The 15,379-nt window shown below is 74.4% G+C and carries 14 protein-coding genes; 10 read left to right on the top strand and 4 right to left on the bottom strand.

The features are described 5' to 3' along the window. Positions 1–25 precede the first annotated feature (25 nt). The gene (htpG, locus tag ACVMYR_RS22775; RefSeq protein WP_353901934.1) at positions 26–1,939 is read left to right on the top strand and encodes a molecular chaperone HtpG; all 1,914 of its coding nucleotides are present in this window, start codon (positions 26–28) and stop codon (positions 1,937–1,939) included. 197 nt (positions 1,940–2,136) lie between these two features. Here the strand turns inward: htpG and ACVMYR_RS22770 are convergent, their stop codons facing one another. The 3 genes from ACVMYR_RS22770 to ACVMYR_RS22760 all read right to left on the bottom strand — a co-directional run bounded on the left by ACVMYR_RS22770 (position 2,137) and on the right by ACVMYR_RS22760 (position 5,185). Next, complete coding sequence (locus ACVMYR_RS22770) at positions 2,137–2,952, bottom strand: polyphosphate polymerase domain-containing protein (RefSeq protein ID WP_457122670.1); 816 nt, start codon at positions 2,950–2,952, stop codon at positions 2,137–2,139. Next, positions 2,949–3,542 (bottom strand): DUF4956 domain-containing protein, encoded by a 594-nt coding sequence (locus ACVMYR_RS22765; protein WP_229405447.1) that lies wholly within the window; start codon positions 3,540–3,542, stop codon positions 2,949–2,951. The genes ACVMYR_RS22770 and ACVMYR_RS22765 overlap by 4 nt, the downstream gene beginning before the upstream one ends. 152 nt (positions 3,543–3,694) lie before the next feature. Beyond that, positions 3,695–5,185: a carbohydrate-binding domain-containing protein gene (locus ACVMYR_RS22760; RefSeq protein ID WP_396791845.1), complete on the bottom strand. Its 1,491-nt coding sequence runs from the start codon at positions 5,183–5,185 to the stop codon at positions 3,695–3,697. Between the two features lie 690 nt (positions 5,186–5,875). Between ACVMYR_RS22760 and ACVMYR_RS22755 the strand changes: the two genes are divergently transcribed. The 3 genes from ACVMYR_RS22755 (at position 5,876) to ACVMYR_RS22745 (ending at position 7,812) form a co-directional block, all read left to right on the top strand. After that, complete coding sequence (locus ACVMYR_RS22755; protein WP_457122669.1) at positions 5,876–6,361, top strand: TlpA family protein disulfide reductase; 486 nt, start codon at positions 5,876–5,878, stop codon at positions 6,359–6,361. Positions 6,362–6,593: 232 nt separating this feature from the next. Next, positions 6,594–7,034, top strand: a complete 441-nt coding sequence (locus tag ACVMYR_RS22750) for a DUF4395 domain-containing protein (protein ID WP_457122668.1) — start codon at positions 6,594–6,596, stop codon at positions 7,032–7,034. Positions 7,035–7,284: 250 nt separating this feature from the next. Beyond that, entirely contained in the window at positions 7,285–7,812 is a 528-nt protein-coding gene (locus ACVMYR_RS22745; protein WP_077940182.1) for a flavin reductase family protein, read from the top strand. 302 nt (positions 7,813–8,114) lie between these two features. Here ACVMYR_RS22745 and ACVMYR_RS22740 read toward each other — a convergent pair whose 3' ends face one another. After that, on the bottom strand, positions 8,115–8,687 hold the full coding sequence (locus ACVMYR_RS22740) for a hypothetical protein (protein ID WP_457122667.1): 573 nt from the start codon (positions 8,685–8,687) through the stop codon (positions 8,115–8,117). A gap of 248 nt (positions 8,688–8,935) precedes the next feature. On the opposite strand from ACVMYR_RS22740, the gene ACVMYR_RS22735 reads away from it, so the two are divergent. The 6 genes from ACVMYR_RS22735 to ACVMYR_RS22710 are packed head-to-tail and all read left to right on the top strand — an operon-like array spanning position 8,936 to position 15,245. Beyond that, on the top strand, positions 8,936–10,210 hold the full coding sequence (locus ACVMYR_RS22735; RefSeq protein WP_457122666.1) for an ATP-grasp domain-containing protein: 1,275 nt from the start codon (positions 8,936–8,938) through the stop codon (positions 10,208–10,210). Continuing rightward, positions 10,207–11,058, top strand: a complete 852-nt coding sequence (locus tag ACVMYR_RS22730) for a Rossmann-like domain-containing protein (protein ID WP_457122665.1) — start codon at positions 10,207–10,209, stop codon at positions 11,056–11,058. The genes ACVMYR_RS22735 and ACVMYR_RS22730 overlap by 4 nt, the downstream gene beginning before the upstream one ends. Further along, entirely contained in the window at positions 11,055–12,128 is a 1,074-nt protein-coding gene (locus ACVMYR_RS22725) for a PLP-dependent cysteine synthase family protein (RefSeq protein ID WP_457122664.1), read from the top strand. Before ACVMYR_RS22730 ends, ACVMYR_RS22725 begins: the two co-directional genes overlap by 4 nt. Continuing rightward, positions 12,125–13,177: a mandelate racemase/muconate lactonizing enzyme family protein gene (locus tag ACVMYR_RS22720; protein WP_457122663.1), complete on the top strand. Its 1,053-nt coding sequence runs from the start codon at positions 12,125–12,127 to the stop codon at positions 13,175–13,177. The genes ACVMYR_RS22725 and ACVMYR_RS22720 overlap by 4 nt, the downstream gene beginning before the upstream one ends. Then, on the top strand, positions 13,174–14,421 hold the full coding sequence (locus ACVMYR_RS22715; protein WP_457122662.1) for an MFS transporter: 1,248 nt from the start codon (positions 13,174–13,176) through the stop codon (positions 14,419–14,421). The genes ACVMYR_RS22720 and ACVMYR_RS22715 overlap by 4 nt, the downstream gene beginning before the upstream one ends. After that, positions 14,418–15,245 (top strand): methyltransferase domain-containing protein, encoded by an 828-nt coding sequence (locus ACVMYR_RS22710; RefSeq protein ID WP_457122661.1) that lies wholly within the window; start codon positions 14,418–14,420, stop codon positions 15,243–15,245. Before ACVMYR_RS22715 ends, ACVMYR_RS22710 begins: the two co-directional genes overlap by 4 nt. Positions 15,246–15,379: the final 134 nt, after the last annotated feature.

Here is a 15,379-nt window from a genome sequence, read left to right as displayed (position 1 = left end):
TGTGAAGTCACTGAAGGGGGTCGGTGTGAGCAACCGGATCGAGACGCTGGAGTTCCAGGCGGAGGCGCGCCAACTGCTCCAGCTGATGGTCCATTCGATCTACTCGAACAAGGACGTCTTCCTGCGGGAGTTGATCTCCAACGCCTCCGACGCGTTGGACAAGCTCCGCCTGGAGTCCCTGGTCGACAAGGATCTCGCAGCCGACGTCTCCGACCTGCACATCGAGATCGAGGTCGACCGCGACGCGCGCACCCTCACCGTCCGGGACAACGGCATCGGCATGTCCCGCGAGGACGTCGTCCGCCTGATCGGCACGATCGCCAAGTCGGGCACCGCCGAGCTGCTGGCGAAGCTGCGCGAGTCGAAGGACTCGGCGGCGTCGGCGGACCTGATCGGGCAGTTCGGCGTCGGGTTCTACGCCACGTTCATGGTGGCCGACCGGGTCACCCTGCTCACCCGCCGCGCCGGGGAGAGCGAGGGCACCCGCTGGGAGTCGACCGGCGAGGGCACCTACAGCGTGGAGACCGTCGACGACGCGCCGCAGGGCACCGCCGTCACCGTGCACCTCAAGCCCGAGGACAGCGACGACCACCTCTACGACTACACCGCCGAATGGAAGATCCGCGAGATCGTCAAGCGATACTCCGACTTCATCGCCTGGCCGATCCGGATGACGGTCGAGCGCAAGGGCGAGGGCGACGAGACCACCCGCGAGGTGCAGACCGTCAACTCGATGAAGGCGCTGTGGGCCCGGCCGCGCAGCGAGGTCGACGAGGCCGAGTACAAGGAGTTCTACAAGCACGTCAGCCACGACTGGGCCGACCCGCTGGAGACCATCCACATGCGGGGCGAGGGCACCTTCGAGTACGAGGCGCTGCTGTTCCTGCCGTCGCACGCGCCCGTGGACCTGTTCGCCCCGCAGGCCCGCCGGGGCGTGCAGCTCTACGTCAAGCGCGTGTTCATCATGGACGACTGCGAAGCGCTGATGCCCAACTACCTGCGCTTCGTCAAGGGCGTCGTCGACGCGCACGACCTGTCGCTCAACATCTCCCGGGAGATCCTCCAGCAGGACCGCCAGATCCAGGCGGTGCGCCGGCGGCTGGTGAAGAAGATCCTCGCCACCGTCAAGGAGCTGAAGGCCAACGAGGCCGAGAAGTACCGCACCTTCTGGTCGGAGTTCGGCCCGGCGCTGAAGGAGGGCCTGCTCGACGACCCGGACAACACCGACGCGATCCTCGACGTCGTCTCGGTCGCCTCCACCCACGACCCGGCCGAGCTGACCGGCCTGCGCGACTACGTGGAGCGGATGAAGGACGGCCAGTCCGACATCTACTACATGACCGGCGAGTCCCGGTCGATGATCGAGAACTCGCCGCACATGGAGGCGTTCCGCGCCAAGGGCTACGAGGTGCTGATCCTCACCGACCCGGTCGACGAGGTCTGGGTCGAGCGGGTCGGCCAGTTCGACGGCAAGCCGCTGCGGTCCATCGCCAAGGGCCAGGTCGACCTGGACACCGAGGAGGAGAAGAAGGAGGCCGAGTCCGCCCGCGAGCAGCAGCGCCAGGAGTACGCCGACCTGCTGACCTGGATGTCCGGCAAGCTCGCCGACAGCGTCAAGGAGGTCCGGCTCTCCACCCGCCTGACCACCTCCCCGGCGTGCGTCGTCGGCGACGCCCACGACATCACCCCGACGCTGGAGAAGATGTACCGGGCGATGGGGCACGAGGTGCCGCAGGTCAAGCGGATCCTGGAGCTCAACCCGGGGCACCCGCTGGTGGAGGGGCTGCGCAAGGCCCACGAGCAGGACGCCGCCGCCGACGGGCTCGCCGACACGGCCGAGCTGCTGTACGGCATGGCGCTGCTGGCCGAGGGCGGGGAACTGGCCGACCCCTCCCGGTTCACCCGCGTCCTCGCCGACCGGCTGGCCCGTACCCTCTGACGTCTTCCCTCTGACGTCGCGAGGCTCCGTGCGGCGGTGCTACAGCGCTACCCAGTACCGTCGCACGGGGCCCAGCTCGGTGACCCGCACGTCGTCGAGGACGCCGCCGTGGCGTTCGATCGTCGTTGACGTCCACCGGTATGTGCACGGCACCCGTCCGGCGGCCCGGCAGCCGCGCCGCCGGACGTCGCGGGGACTCAGACCGACGGCGGCGACGACGACGGCGGTGCCTCCGTGCCGGCATCCGGCGTGAAGTGCCGCCGCAGGGTGCGTCGCCAGCGGGCGCAGGGCAGTTCGGGGCGCAGGGCCGCCAGTCCGGTCGCGTACTTGGAGACGGCAACCGGGCGGTGGCCGTGGCTCCACAGCAGGCGGTCGACGTGCGAGGCGGTCGACCCGGTCTTCGTTTCGACGATGGCCAGCCCGGGCAGCTCCAGCCGCGCGCCGTGGCCGCCTTCCCAGCACAGTCCGAGGTCGATGGTCGCCCGGCTCGCGGTCGTCGGCAGGAACAGCGTGCTGCGCAGGTATCTGGTGGTGAGCGTCGAGGCCAACGCGAGGCCGGTCCCGCCGCCGGTGCCGAGCGTCGCGAGGATCCCGTCGACGAACGTCCGGCCGGGCGACAGGGTGCCGCTGTCGCCGGGGTGGTAGGGCAGCCGGTGCTTGACCGTGCCGCCGCGCGTGCCCTCGGTCTTCACCTCCAGCCAGCACAGGCCCGAATCGACGTACGTCCGGGTTCTGATCTTGAAACGGCGGCGGCGTCGGTGGGCGGTGAGCCGGTAGCTGACGAGGTCGGGGGTGTCGAAGTACACCGACTCGTACCGGAACGACCGCCGGCCGTCGATCTCCAGCACCTGCGTGCCGGGGTCGAGTCCGGCGAGCAGGCCCGGCACCTCGGCGGTCGGGAGCAGGTACTTGCGGTCGAACCGGGTCTGCAGGGCGGCGCGTCCGGTCAGCTCCGCGAGGTCGATCGGCGCGAGGTCGGCCAGCACCGTGGTGGGCGTGGCGAGGGGGATCATCGCGTCGCGCCCGTCTCGACCGGTCGCCGGGCGGCACCCGTGGTGGCCTTCGGCCGGGAGTAGCGGACGTCGACGACGGTGGTGTCGTTGACCAGGTCGATCCGTTCCACGTTGGCGGCGTGCACCCGCGCGCCGAGCTGTTGTTCGAGGTGGGCGGTGAGGGCGACCGGGTCGGTCAGCACGGTGTCGAGCACCATGACGTGCCGCCGGTAGCGGCGCAGCAGCCGGGGGTGGTCGCCGACGTACATGACCGCGAGGATCAGCCCCGTCAGGCCGGCGACCGTCCAGATCGAGGTGCCGGAGAGCGGGCCGAGGATGCCGAGCGCGAGGGCGGAGAAATAGTACGCCACCTCGTGCTGGTCGAGCTCGGTCGAGCGGAGCCGGATGATCGAGAGTACGCCGAACAGGCCCAGCCCGAGGCCGGCCCCGACGGTGCCGCTGCTGAGCGAGCTGGCCACGGCGAAGACGCCGACGTTGACGCCGAGGTAGGCGACCACCAGGTCCCGCCGCCGATGACGGGGGAAGTACAGGGCGAAGACGAGCAGGCCCACGGCGACCAGGTTCATCCCGGTCAGGACCAACCGTGACATTGATGCTCCTCTGAGGTTTACCCGGCGCCGCGGTGTGCGGGGTCGGCGCGCGGGCTGCGGATCGGTGCGGGACGAGGTGGGGAGGGGTGCGGCGAGGGCGGGCCAGGGCCGCCCGGCCAGGACCGCGCGGTCCTGGCCGGGCGCACCGGGGATCAGGAGCGGATCATGCCGCCGCTGTACTGGCCGGCGGTCACCCCGGTCAACACCCGGGTCGCGCCCGAGATGCTGCCGCCGGTGTACAGGCCGCCGACGTTCGTGCCGCTGACGCTGCCGCCGGTGTAGACGTCGTACCGCTGGCCGTTGGTGATGCGGTTCGACGAGATGACGACCTCCCGGAAGCTCTTCGACGCACGGAACGAGGCCAGCACGGTGCTGCCGGAGACGACGTGCACGATCGTGTTGGCGGCGTAGGTGGTGCTGAACCGGGGGGCCACCCAGCCCTGGCCGGTGTTCGGCACCGCCTTGAACACGGCCATCGAGGTCAGGCCGGCGCCCACCACCGTGCCGCCGGTGAAGGTGAGCGTCGCGTCGGTGTCGAGCGCGCCCTCGCCGCCGCCCCGGGTGCTGGAGCCGTTGGCGACCACCGTGCCGCCGGCGAAGGTGAGTTCGCCGTTGGAGTCGAACCCGTCGGTGCCGCCGGTGGCCACGACCGTGCCCCCGGTGACCCGGATGAACGCGTTCGGGGAGGGCTCCATGTGGCCGAGGCCCTCCTCGGCGGCGTTGACGGCGTCGTCGCTGGCCACGACGGTGGAGTTGCCGCCGCTGATGGTGAGCTTCAGCGCCTCCAGCGCCTCGTACGACCGGGTCACGTTGATCGTGCCGCCGGAGATGTTCAGTGCGTTCTCGCCCTTGATGCCGTCGTCGGCGACGGAGACCGAGATCGTGCCGTTGGTGATGTTGACGACGCCCTTTCCGGCTTCCGTGTCGTTGGACTTGAGCCCGTCGCCGGCGGTCGAGGTGACGGTGATGGCGCCGCCGTTGACGGTGAGCGAGTCCTTGCCCCGGATGGCGTCGTCCACCGCGTTCACGGTGATCGTGCCGGACTGGATGACCAGGTCGTCCTTGCTGACGATGCCGTCCTGGTAGCGGGCCTGCACGGTCAGCGCCCCGGTGCCGCCGATGGTCAGGTCGGCGGCGCTGAACAGCGCGGCGTCCGGCTCGCCGGTGGTGGTGTAGGTGGTCGCGTCGGTGAGCCTGTTGGTGGTCCCGGCGGCCAACGTGACGGTGACGGCGTCGGCGTTGGTCACGTACAGGGGCGAGGACGTCGAGTTCGTGATCGAGGCGCCGCTGAGAATGATCTCGACCGTTCCGGCGGCGGCGGTGTCCACCTTGACGTAGCCGTTGTTCAGCGTGCCGCTGATCTGGTACGAGCCGGGGGCCGTGATGGTGATGGCGCTGCCGGAGACGGTGACGTTGCTGCCCGATACGCTCGCGCCGGATCCGTTGAGGGTGATCGTGGCGGTCGGGGCGGCGATGGCGGCACCGGCGAGCGGGCCGGCCAGCAGGGTGGCCGTGAGCCCGGCGAGGACGGCGGTTCTGCGGGTGGTCGAGGTCATGGTGATCCCGTTCTTCGAGGGCAGGTGGATGCGGTCCTGAACGCCGGCTGTTCGGTAGGTGAACGGCCGGTGAATGCGCCATGGCATCGAGAATCATAAATAGCTGTTCGATTGGGTCATAGGTCTCGCGGCGGAAAAGCGGGTCGCCACCGCGAATGACAGGTTGCTGACAGCAAACGCTGACGGAATTCTGAGCTGCGGGCGCTTGACGCCACCCCGGAACTCGCCTTCGGCCGCACCGTCGCTCCGGGCGGCGTGCGAATCTTGGACAGTTCCCGTCCGCGACGGACCGGAACTGTCCAAGAATCAGAGGACGGCCGGCGGTGGTTCGGCGCCCGGCGGGGGCGATGCGCCATCCGGCCGGCTCCGGTCGGGCGGGGTCGGCTCTAGCCGGCTCTGGTCGGGTGGGGCGGCTCTGGCCGGGCGGGGGGGGGGTGGGGGGGCGGCTCTGGTCGGGTGGGGCCGGCATCCGCCCACCCCTTTGCTCTGCACCCAAGGGCGCAACGCTTCACGCAGCGCAGCCGCGCGTCGGCCTCGCCACCCCTTCGTTCCTCGCGTAGGCGCAGCTCACGCTGGGTGTTGCGCGGATGGGTGCAGAGCAAAGGGGATGCGAGGCGTCAGGCGGGGTCTGGTGGGCGTCACACAGAGTGATCGTGGCTGCCCCTGCTGAGCCCGCAGTGGCCGACGCGGCGGCGGAACGGGCCGGGCGGCGGCGCCGGCGTTCCGCCATCCGGACCGCCGATGGGCGCTGACCTGGGCCTGTGGCACCCTGGACCGGTGCGGGACCAGACCCTGACCGGCGTGCTGCTGGTCGTCGGCGTGCTCGGCCTCGCCACCTGCTTCGGCTGGTGGCGACGCCGCCGCGACGGCCGCCTCAGGTCGGTCGCCCCCGCCCCCGCCCCCGCCCCCGGGGCTGGCACCGGCCCCGGCACGCCGCAGGACGCGCACCGGGCCCTGCTCGCGCGGCTGGGCGCGCGCTCCGGCGCGGTGACGCTGGTTCAGTTCTCCTCGGCGGTGTGCGCACCGTGCCGTGCGGCCCGCCGGGTCCTCGAGCAGGTCGAGGCGGCCGTCCCGGGCGTCGTGCTGGTCGAGGTCGACGCCGAGCAGCACCTCGACGCCGTCCGTGAGCTGGACGTCTGGCGGACGCCGACGGTGCTGGTGGTCGACCCGGCCGGGCGCGTGGTGCTCCGGGCGTCCGGGGTGCCCGTGCGGGACGAACTGGTCGCGGCCGTCGCGCCGCTGCTGGCCGGAGCCGACCGGTGACGATCACGCGGTCGTCCGCGCGCCGGTCGTCCGGGCCGCCCTCGGGGTCCGTGCCGCCGTCAGGGTCCATGCCGCCGTCGGGGGCCGGTTCTGCGCGCGGGGTGCGACTGACCCGACGGCGAGCGGTGGACCACGGGCGGCTCGCGGCGAGCCTCTGTCCGGCGTGCCACGCCGCCTGACAGTCGCCCCCGCGCGCCACGGCGCGCCCCCTCGCCGAACGGACCCTCACGCCATGCTGCTCGACCCTCGCGGCCCCCGGTTCGCCGCCGCCGTCACCACCGTCGTCCTCGCCGCCGCGCTGATCACCGGCTCACTCGCCCTGGTGCTCACCCAGGCGGTGGTCTTCGCCGTCACGGCGGCGAGCCCGCGCCTCGGCCCGTACGCCCTGGCCTACCGGGCGCTGGTCGCGCCCCGGCTCGACCCGCCCGCCGAGCGGGAGCCGGCCGCCCCGGTGCGGTTCGCCCAACTCGTCGGGTTGGCGTTCATGCTGCTGGCGGCCGTCGGGCACCTCGCCGGCCTGCCGGCGCTCGCCCTGACCGCCACGGCGGCGGCCCTGGCCGCGGCCTTCCTCAACGCGGCGTTCGACTTCTGCCTCGGCTGCGAGGCGTACCTCGCGCTGCGTCGGCTCGCCGGCCGGCCCGTGCCCGCCCGGGTGCCGACCGGCCCGGCCTGATCGACTGCCTGCGCGGGGTCCGCTCCGGAGCCGGCGCGCGGCGGCCCGTGGCCGGGCGATCCGGCTGGCTCGGGGGCGTCCTGGCCGGCGTCGACGCGGCGGTGCCGAAATCCCTACTTTTCAAGTAGGGTTTGCGGGTGGTGGGGGTGGTCGGTTAGCGTCGGAGGCACCGGACGCCGCATCGATGTGCGTCCCGGCCGATCCGGGGCGGCCCACCCCGGGCTGCACCGTGCGATCCTGGGAGCCTCCGATGACCGCCGACCCGCAGCAGGGACCCATCGTCGATGCCGACACGGCCTCGCTGCGGAGCGTCCTGCGCCAGCAGGCCAGCACCGTCACCGTGGTGACGGCCCCCGGGGCCACGCCGGTCGGCTTCACCGCGACGTCGTTCACGTCGGTGTCGCTGGAGCCGCCCGTGGTGTCCTTCTGCCTCGGTCTCGCCTCGTCGGCGTGGCCCACGGTGGCGCGCGCCCGGCACGTCGCGGTGCACCTGCTCGCCCAGCACCAACGGGACCTGGCCCGCACGTTCGCCGCCACCGGGATCGACCGCTTCGCCCACCCGACCCGGTGGCGGGTCGGCCCCGAGGCGGTGCCGATCCTCGACGACGCGCCGGCGTGGCTGCTCTGCCGCGTGGTGGACCGGGTGGTCGTCGGCGACCACGCGATCGTGCTCGCCGAACCCGAGCTGCTGCGGCACGCCGACGTCGGCTCGCCACTGCTCTACCACCGAGGCGGCTACGCCGGCGTCGACCCGGCCGACCGGGCCGCCGTGGCCTGAACGGCCCCGTCGAGCAGCGGCGCCCGGCCGACGCGCGCGTGCGGCAACCGTGCGGCGGTCACCGCCTGCCGGGCGTCGCGCGTCGCCGCCTGGTCCCACGACCGCGCGACGTGCGGCAACCGCCGGGCCGCCACCCGGGCCGGCGCCGCGACGCCGGCATCGGCGACGGCGACGGTGCGGGGCGAGGTCCGCGTGTACGCGGGCTGACGCCCGGCCTCGGCGCGACGCCGAGAGATCTTGGTGCGGAACGGCCCCTCTGAGGGCCGAAAGTTACCAAGATTCACGTTGATCGGTGCGTGCTGCTACTCCCGCTTCAGGTCGGCGTCGAAGTGGACGCCGGTGTCCGTGATCGCGGTGCCCTTCGTGGCGACGCGCAGGGCGTTCGGGCCCGTCGCCGTCACCGTGGCGGTCAAGCCTTCCGAGCAGGTGATCGGCTCGCCGTTGGCCCCCTGCCCCTCGTCGATGGTGTGGTGTTTGTGGAGGTAGAGCTCGCCGTCGCCGACCTCGGTGAGGGTCCACGAGGATCGGCACAGGAGTCGGCCGTCCAGCTCCGATGACGTCTCGACGGCCTGTTGGCCCTGCTTCGCGCGCCTGATCGTCAGGGTGAGCGTGTGTTTCGGGTGCACGCACGTGGCCAGGATCGTGCCCGAACAGGTCTCCTCGCCGGTCCAGGTGCCGAGGAAGTCGGCGGGGACGTCGTTGCAGCGGACGAACCGCCGGTCCGTCTTGTCGCAGATCCAGTCGCCCGAGTCCGGCATCAGCCAGGCCCCGACCGAGACGAGCAGAGCGGTGACGCTGACCGCCGCGGCGATCCACTCCCACGGCGGCCGGTTCCGCCGGCCGGTGCCCGGGGTGCCGTTGTCGTTCTCCGACATGGTGAGGGGCGACTCCTGTCCTGGTGCGCGGGCCGATCGGGCACGTTCCCCGCCGTCGGCGACGGCGCGTGACGGGGGAAACCTGCTCCGGAGTTTCTCATTCTTGCGGGCTCCCGGCTGTCCGCGCGGCGACGGATGCGCGGCGACGGACGTGCGGGCGGCGGGCCGCGGCGCGGCGGACTTTACAACGAAAACCGTTTCCAACAAGATGTACGCGGGACGCCACCGCAACAGGACGGGAGTCGTTGATGGGTCACCTGCTGGTCATCGAGAGCTGGGTGGGCGCGATGAGCGCCCTGCTGCCGAGGGCGATCCGGGAGGACGGCCACCGGTTCACGTTCCTCACCCGCGACCTGCACCACTACCTGCGGGCGACGCCGCCCGGCGAGGTCCACCCGCTGCTCGCCGCCGACAACGTGGTCACCGCCGAGACCAACGACCCGGCGGCGCTCGCCGCACACGTCGCCCGGCTGCACGCCGTTCTGCGCTTCGACGGGGTGCTCACCTCCTGCGACTACTACCTGCACACCGCCGCCGAGGTCGCCGCCCACCTCGGGCTGCCCGGCCCTGACCCGGCGGCGGTGCGCCGCGCGTACCGCAAGGACCTGGCCCGCGAGGCGATGCGCCGGGCGGGCCTGCCCGGGCCGGCGTTCGCGGTCACCGACGGCTGGGCGGACACCCTCGCCGCCGCCGAGCGGCTCGGCTTCCCGCTGGTGGCCAAGCCCGTCGACCTGTGCGCCGGCATGTACGTGCGCGCCGTCGCCGACCCGACGCAGCTGCGCTCGGCGTACGACGCGCTGGCCGGCTTCGGCGTCAACGCCCGCCGGCAGCCCCGGGTGCCGCTGGTGCTGCTGGAGGAGCTGCTCACCGGCCCGGAGGTGAGCGTCGAGACGGTCACCTGCGACGGCGTCACCACGGTCGTCGGGGTCACCGACAAGAGCCTCGCCGGCGCGCCCGCGTTCGTCGAGAGCGGACACATGTTCCCCGCCGACCTGCCCGCCACCGACGCCCGCGCCGCCGCCGACGCGGCCGTCGCCGCGCTCGCCGCCGTCGGCCTCACCCACGGCGTCGCCCACACCGAGCTGCGCCTGACCCCGGCCGGGCCCCGGGTGGTCGAGGTCAACCCGCGGCCCGCCGGCAACCAGATCACCGAACTCGTGCGCCGGGTCACCGGCATCGACCTGCCGATGGCGTACGCGCGCCTCGCCCTCGGCGAGCGCCCCGACACCACGCCGGTCGACACCGGGGTACGCAGCGCCGCCATCGCGTTCCTGCTGCCGCCCCGGGCCGGCACCGTCGACACGATCACCGGCACCGACCGGCTCGTCGACGACCGTGGCGTCGTGGACTGGGCGGTCAGGCCCGCCGGGCACCGCACCGGCGACGCCAGCAGCAACAACAGCTACCTCGGCCACGTCATGACCGTCGACACCGACGGGCCGGGCGCGCGGGCCCGCGCCGAGGCGCACGTCGCCGCCCTCGACGTCCGGTACGCCGACCAGCTCGCCGGGGCCGCCGCGTGACCGCCCCGGCCGCCGGCCCCACCGTCACCGCAGCACCCCACGACAGCCTCGACGACCTGATGGCGGCGGTGCTCGCCGGCCGCCTCGGTCCCGACCCGGCGGGGGAGCGGGTCAGCGTCGGGTTCGTCACCCGGCAGGGCGCCCGCCACCCCGGTCGCGCCCGGGGCTACCGCAACCACGTGCTCAGCCTTCGGGTCGGCGTCGCCGTCGGCTCCTGCGCCGTCGAGCCCGACGAGCTGCCCGACGACGTCGCGTACGACTGTGTGGGCGCCACCGTGGCGGAGCTGCTGGCCCACCCGAACCTGCCGGTGCGCGTCGCCGCGCTCGACGCGTACCTGATGGGGGTGCGCCCGCACGCGGGCGCGGGGGCGGACGTGGTGACCGTGCCCGCCGGCACGTCGCTGGTCAAGTCGGCCGCCCGCGCCGCCGCCGTGGTCGACCTGCTCCCCGCCGAACCCGGGCGGACCGTGCTCGTCGTCGGCGTGGTCAACTCCCTGCTCGACCAGCTGCGCCGGCGCGGCCTGCGCTACCTGCCGTGCGACCTGGCCGGCGGGCGCACCGAGTGGGACGAGCCGTGCCTGCCCGAGGCGGCGGCGCTACTCGACCGCTGCGACGCGATCCTGGCCTCCGGCATGACCCTCGGCAACGGCACCTTCGCGCCGCTGCTGCGCCACGCCCGGGCCACCGGGGTCCCGCTGGTGGCGTTCGCCCAGTCCGGCAGCGCGGTCCTGCCGTGCTTCCTCGGCGCCGGGCTGACCGCCGTGTCGGCGGAGCCCTACCCGTTCTTCTGGCTCGACGGCGGCCCCACGCCGCTCTACCGCTACCGCGCCGACCGGGAGGGCCGATGACCGCGCCGCAGCTGCTCGACCTCGTCGGGCGCACGCCGGTGGTGCTCGTGGACGCCCCGCTGCCGCACCCGCACCCCGGCTTTCTCGCCAAGGTGGAGTGCCTGAGCCCCGGCGGGATGAAGGCCCGCGCGGCGGTGTCCATGCTGGCCGGCGCGCGCTCGCGCGGCGAGCTGGCCCCGGGGGCCCCGGTGGTGGAGTCGACCAGCGGCACCATGGGCGTCGGCCTCGCCTTCGCCGGGCAGGCCCTCGGCCACCCGGTGGTGCTGGTCGTCGACCGGGAGCTGGAGCCGTCCATGCGGGCGCTGCTGCGCGCCCACGGGGCCCGGCTGGAGGTGGTGGACGCCCCGCACCCCGTCGGCGGCTGGCAGCAGGCCCGCCTCGACCGGCTGCTCCGTGTGCGGGCCGCGCTGTCCGGGGCGTACTGGCCCGACCAGTACCGCAACCCCGACAACGCGGCCGGCTACGCCGGGCTCGCCGACGAGATCGTCGCCCAGGCCGACGTCGTGGACACGCTGGTGTGCAGCGTCGGCACCGGCGGGCACAGCGCCGGCCTGGCCCGCGCGCTGCGCCGGCACTGGCCCCGGCTGCGCCTGGTCGGGGTGGACACCGTCGGCTCCACCATCTTCGGTCAGCCCGCCTGCGCCCGGCTGATGCGCGGCCTCGGCAGCAGCATCCACCCCCGCAACGTCGACTACGCCGCCTTCGACGAGGTGCACTGGGTCGGCCCGGCCGAGGCCGTGCAGACCTGCCGGCGGCTGGCCCGGCACGCGTTCGTCACCGGCGGGTGGAGCACCGGCGCGACCGCCCGGGTCGCCGCCTGGGCGGCGAGGACCCGACCCGGGGACCGGGTCCTCGCCGTGTTCCCCGACGGGCCGCACCGCTACCTCGACTCCATCTTCGACGACGACTACTGCGCCCGGCGGGGGCTGCTCGGCCCCACCCGGGGCCACCCCGTCGAGATCCCCCACCCCCGGGCGGTGGAGGTCACCCGGTGGAGCCGGTGCCGCACCGTCGTCGACCCCCGCCGCCGGCCCGCCGAGCCGGCCCGAGGACAGCGGGTGCCGGCGTGAACCTCGACTGGCGGGCCTACCCGCTGCCCCTCGCCGAGCCGCTACGCATCTCCCGGTCGGTCATGGCCCGCCGCGACGCGGTGGCCGTGCGGCTGACCCACGACGGCGGCACCGGCCACGGCGAGGTCGTCACCAGCGCGTACCAGCGCCTCGACCTGGGCCGCATCGACGCGCTGCTGACCGCCCTGCGTCCCCGGGTCACCGGGTACGCCGACCCGGAGGCGCTGCGCGCCGACCTCCCGGCCCTGGCCGCCGACCTGGCCGACGCGCCGGGGGTGCTGGGCGCGCTCGACGCCGCCGTGCACGACCTCGCCGGGCGGCGCGCCGGGGTGCCCGTGTGGCGGCTCATCGACGCCCCCGCGCGGGAGGCGGTCTCGACCGCGTACACGATCGGGCTGGTGCCGCCCGCCGACGCCGCCGCCACCGCGCGGCGGCTCGTGGCGGCCGGCTTCACGGTGCTGAAGGTCAAGGCCGGGGCGGACGACGACGTCGCCCGGGTCGCCGCCGTGCGGACCGCCGCCCCGGCGGCCCGGCTGCTGCTCGACCCCAACGGGGCGTGGACGCCCGAGCGGACCGTCCGGGTCCTCGACGCCGTCGCCGCCTGCGCCGTGGACGCCGTCGAGCAGCCCGTCCCGCCCGGCGACCCGGACGCGCTGGCCTGGATCGGCGCGCGGGTCGCGGTGCCCGTCGTCGCCGACGAGGACGTCGCCACCGTCGCCGACGTGCACCGCCTCGCCGGGGCCGTCGCCGGCATCAACGTCAAGCTCGCCCGCTGCGGCGGGATCGACGCCGCGCGCCAGCTGATCGACACCGCGACCGGGCACGGCATGGACGTCATGCTCGGCTGCCTGGTCGCCAGCACGCTCGGCGTCGCCCCGGCGCTGCACCTGGCCGGGCACGCCCGCTGGGTCGACCTCGACGGGCACCTGCTGCTCGCCGACGATCCGTGGACCGGCATCGGCGGCGCCGACGGCACCCTGCGTACGCCCGGCGGGCCCGGCCTCGGCGTGCGCCCGGCGCGGGCCGACCGGCAGGCGGTGGCCCGATGACCGCGACCTGGACGACGCTGCGCGGCTTCCCCCCGGCGATCCGGCTGCTGGTGGTCAACCAGCTCGGCGTCAACGTCGGCTTCTACATGCTGCTGCCCTACCTCGCCGGCTATCTCGCCGACGACCTCGGGCTGTCCGCCGCCGTGATCGGCCTGGTCCTGGGCGTACGCAACCTCAGCCAGCAGGGCCTGTTCCTGCTCGGCGGCTCCGCCTCCGACCGGCTCGGTGCGCGCGGGGTGATCATCGTCGGGTGCGCGCTGCGCGCCGTAGGCTTCGGCGTCTTCGCCGTCGGGGTGTCGCTGCCGGCGCTGCTGGCCGCCTCCGTGCTCTCCGGCCTGGCCGGCGCGCTGTTCAACCCGGCGGTGCGGGCCTACCTCGCGCAGGCCGCCCCGGACCGGCGGGCCGAGGCGTTCGCGCTGTTCAACGTGTTCGCCAGCGCCGGGTCCCTGCTCGGGCCGCTGATCGGCAGCGCGCTGCTGCTGGTCGACTTCCGGGCCGCCGCCCTCGCCGCGGCCGGCGTGTTCGCGGCGCTGACCGTGGCCCAGGCCCTGGTGCTGCCGACGCAGCCGGCCCGCAGCAGCGGGCAGGGCGTGCTGGGGGACTGGCGCGAGGCCGTGACCGACCGCCGCTTCCTCGCCTTCACCCTCGCGCTCAGCGCGATGTTCGCCCTGCAGAACCAGCTCTACCTGGTGCTGCCCGTGCAGGCGGAGCGGGCCGGCGGGCATCCGCTGGCCGTGGCGTCGCTGTTCGTCGTGTCCACGGTGGTGACCCTCGCGTGGCAGGTGCCGGTGACCCGCTGGCTGCACCGCCGCCTCGCCCGCGGCCCGGCCATCGCGCTCGGGCTGGCGGTGATGGGCGGGGGCTTCGTGCTGCCGCTCGCGCCGCTCGGCGGCCCCGCCGGCCCCGTCCGGCTCGCGCCGGTGCTCGGCGCGGCCGTGCTGCTCGCCGTCGGGGTGCTGGTCGCCCAGCCGTTCGTGCTGGAGCTGATCCCGGCGTTCGCCCGCGACGGGCTCACCGGCACCTACTTCGGACTGTTCTACCTGGTCTCCGGGGTGGTCGCGGCGGCCGGCACGACCGCCGTCGGCCGCGCCATGGACGACGGGTCCGGCTCCGGGGTGCCGGCGGTGGCGTGGCTGCTCTGCGCCGCGCTCGGGCTGGCCTCCGCGGCGGCCGTGGGGATGCTGCACCGCCGGGGCGCGCTCGACCCGACGCCCGCGCCCGCCCCGTCGGCGGTGCCCGCATGAGCGGGGGAGCCGACGGCGCCGGACCGGCCGCCGCCGGGGCCAACCTGCTCACCGACAACCCCGAGCTGTACGAGGCGCAGTTCCCCGACCCGCAGCACGCCGCCGCCGGCTTCGTCGACGACCTGCTGCGCCGCCACGGGCCTCCCGGCCGCCGGCTGCTCGACGTCGGCTGCGGCACCGGCCGCGACGCCGGGCGGCTCGCGCAGCTCGGCTGGGCCGCCACGGGCATCGACACGTCGGCGGCGATGCTCGCCCATGCCCGCCGCCGGCACCCGCACGTCCGGTTCGTGGCCGCCGACATGCGCGGCTTCGACCTCGCCGACCGGTTCGACGCGGTGACCTGCCTGGACAGCGCCATGCTCTACTGCCACACCAACGCCGACCTCACCGCGTTCCTGGCCCGGTGCCGCGCGCACCTGGCGCCGGGCGGGCTGCTGCTGGCCGAGATGCGCAACGGCGCGTTCTTCCTCGGCAACACCGAGCTGCTCGACGGCACGTCGGTGCGCACCGTGCCGTGGCGGGGCGTCGCGTACACGTCGCGGACCCGGCTGTGGATCGACCACGCGGAGCAGCTGCTGCGCCGGGAACGCGCCTGGAGCTGGCCGGGCGCGCCCGAGCCGCTGGTGCAGACCTCGGCCTGGCGACTGCTGTTCCCCCAGGAACTGCGGCACCTGCTCGACACCGCCGGCTTCGACGTGTTGACGTTGTTCGATGGGCCGGGTCCGCGTACCACGCCGCCGTGGCGGCCCGGCGCGGCACTGTCCACCGCCCTGCGCGGCGACCGGCTGCACCTGCTGGCCCGCCGCCGCCCCGATCCGGCCTGACCTGCACAGATCCGACCCGGCCCGAGCTGCACAGATCCGACCCGGCCCGACCTGCGCAGCTCGGGCCCGGCCCGACCCCACCCGTTGTCCGGCGTCGCCGCCGGACCGGCCGCACCCCGACCGACCCGCTTCCC

The organism is Micromonospora sp. PTRAS2 (assembly GCF_054052245.1).
Note: the sequence above shows the minus strand (reverse complement) of the source record. Positions and strands in the feature narration are given on the sequence as shown.

What these genes read in the sequence shown, in the direction of transcription:
- ACVMYR_RS22770 (WP_457122670.1), bottom strand. Translation starts at nt 2,952, where the DNA reads ATGATCCCCCTCGCCACGCCCACCACGGTGCTGGCCGACCTCGCGCCG.
- ACVMYR_RS22765 (WP_229405447.1), bottom strand. Translation starts at nt 3,542, where the DNA reads ATGTCACGGTTGGTCCTGACCGGGATGAACCTGGTCGCCGTGGGCCTG.
- ACVMYR_RS22760 (WP_396791845.1), bottom strand. Translation starts at nt 5,185, where the DNA reads ATGCCATGGCGCATTCACCGGCCGTTCACCTACCGAACAGCCGGCGTT.
- ACVMYR_RS22750 (WP_457122668.1), top strand. Translation starts at nt 6,594, where the DNA reads ATGCTGCTCGACCCTCGCGGCCCCCGGTTCGCCGCCGCCGTCACCACC.
- ACVMYR_RS22745 (WP_077940182.1), top strand. Translation starts at nt 7,285, where the DNA reads ATGACCGCCGACCCGCAGCAGGGACCCATCGTCGATGCCGACACGGCC.
- ACVMYR_RS22740 (WP_457122667.1), bottom strand. Translation starts at nt 8,687, where the DNA reads ATGTCGGAGAACGACAACGGCACCCCGGGCACCGGCCGGCGGAACCGG.
- ACVMYR_RS22735 (WP_457122666.1), top strand. Translation starts at nt 8,936, where the DNA reads ATGGGTCACCTGCTGGTCATCGAGAGCTGGGTGGGCGCGATGAGCGCC.
- ACVMYR_RS22725 (WP_457122664.1), top strand. Translation starts at nt 11,055, where the DNA reads ATGACCGCGCCGCAGCTGCTCGACCTCGTCGGGCGCACGCCGGTGGTG.
- ACVMYR_RS22715 (WP_457122662.1), top strand. Translation starts at nt 13,174, where the DNA reads ATGACCGCGACCTGGACGACGCTGCGCGGCTTCCCCCCGGCGATCCGG.
- ACVMYR_RS22710 (WP_457122661.1), top strand. Translation starts at nt 14,418, where the DNA reads ATGAGCGGGGGAGCCGACGGCGCCGGACCGGCCGCCGCCGGGGCCAAC.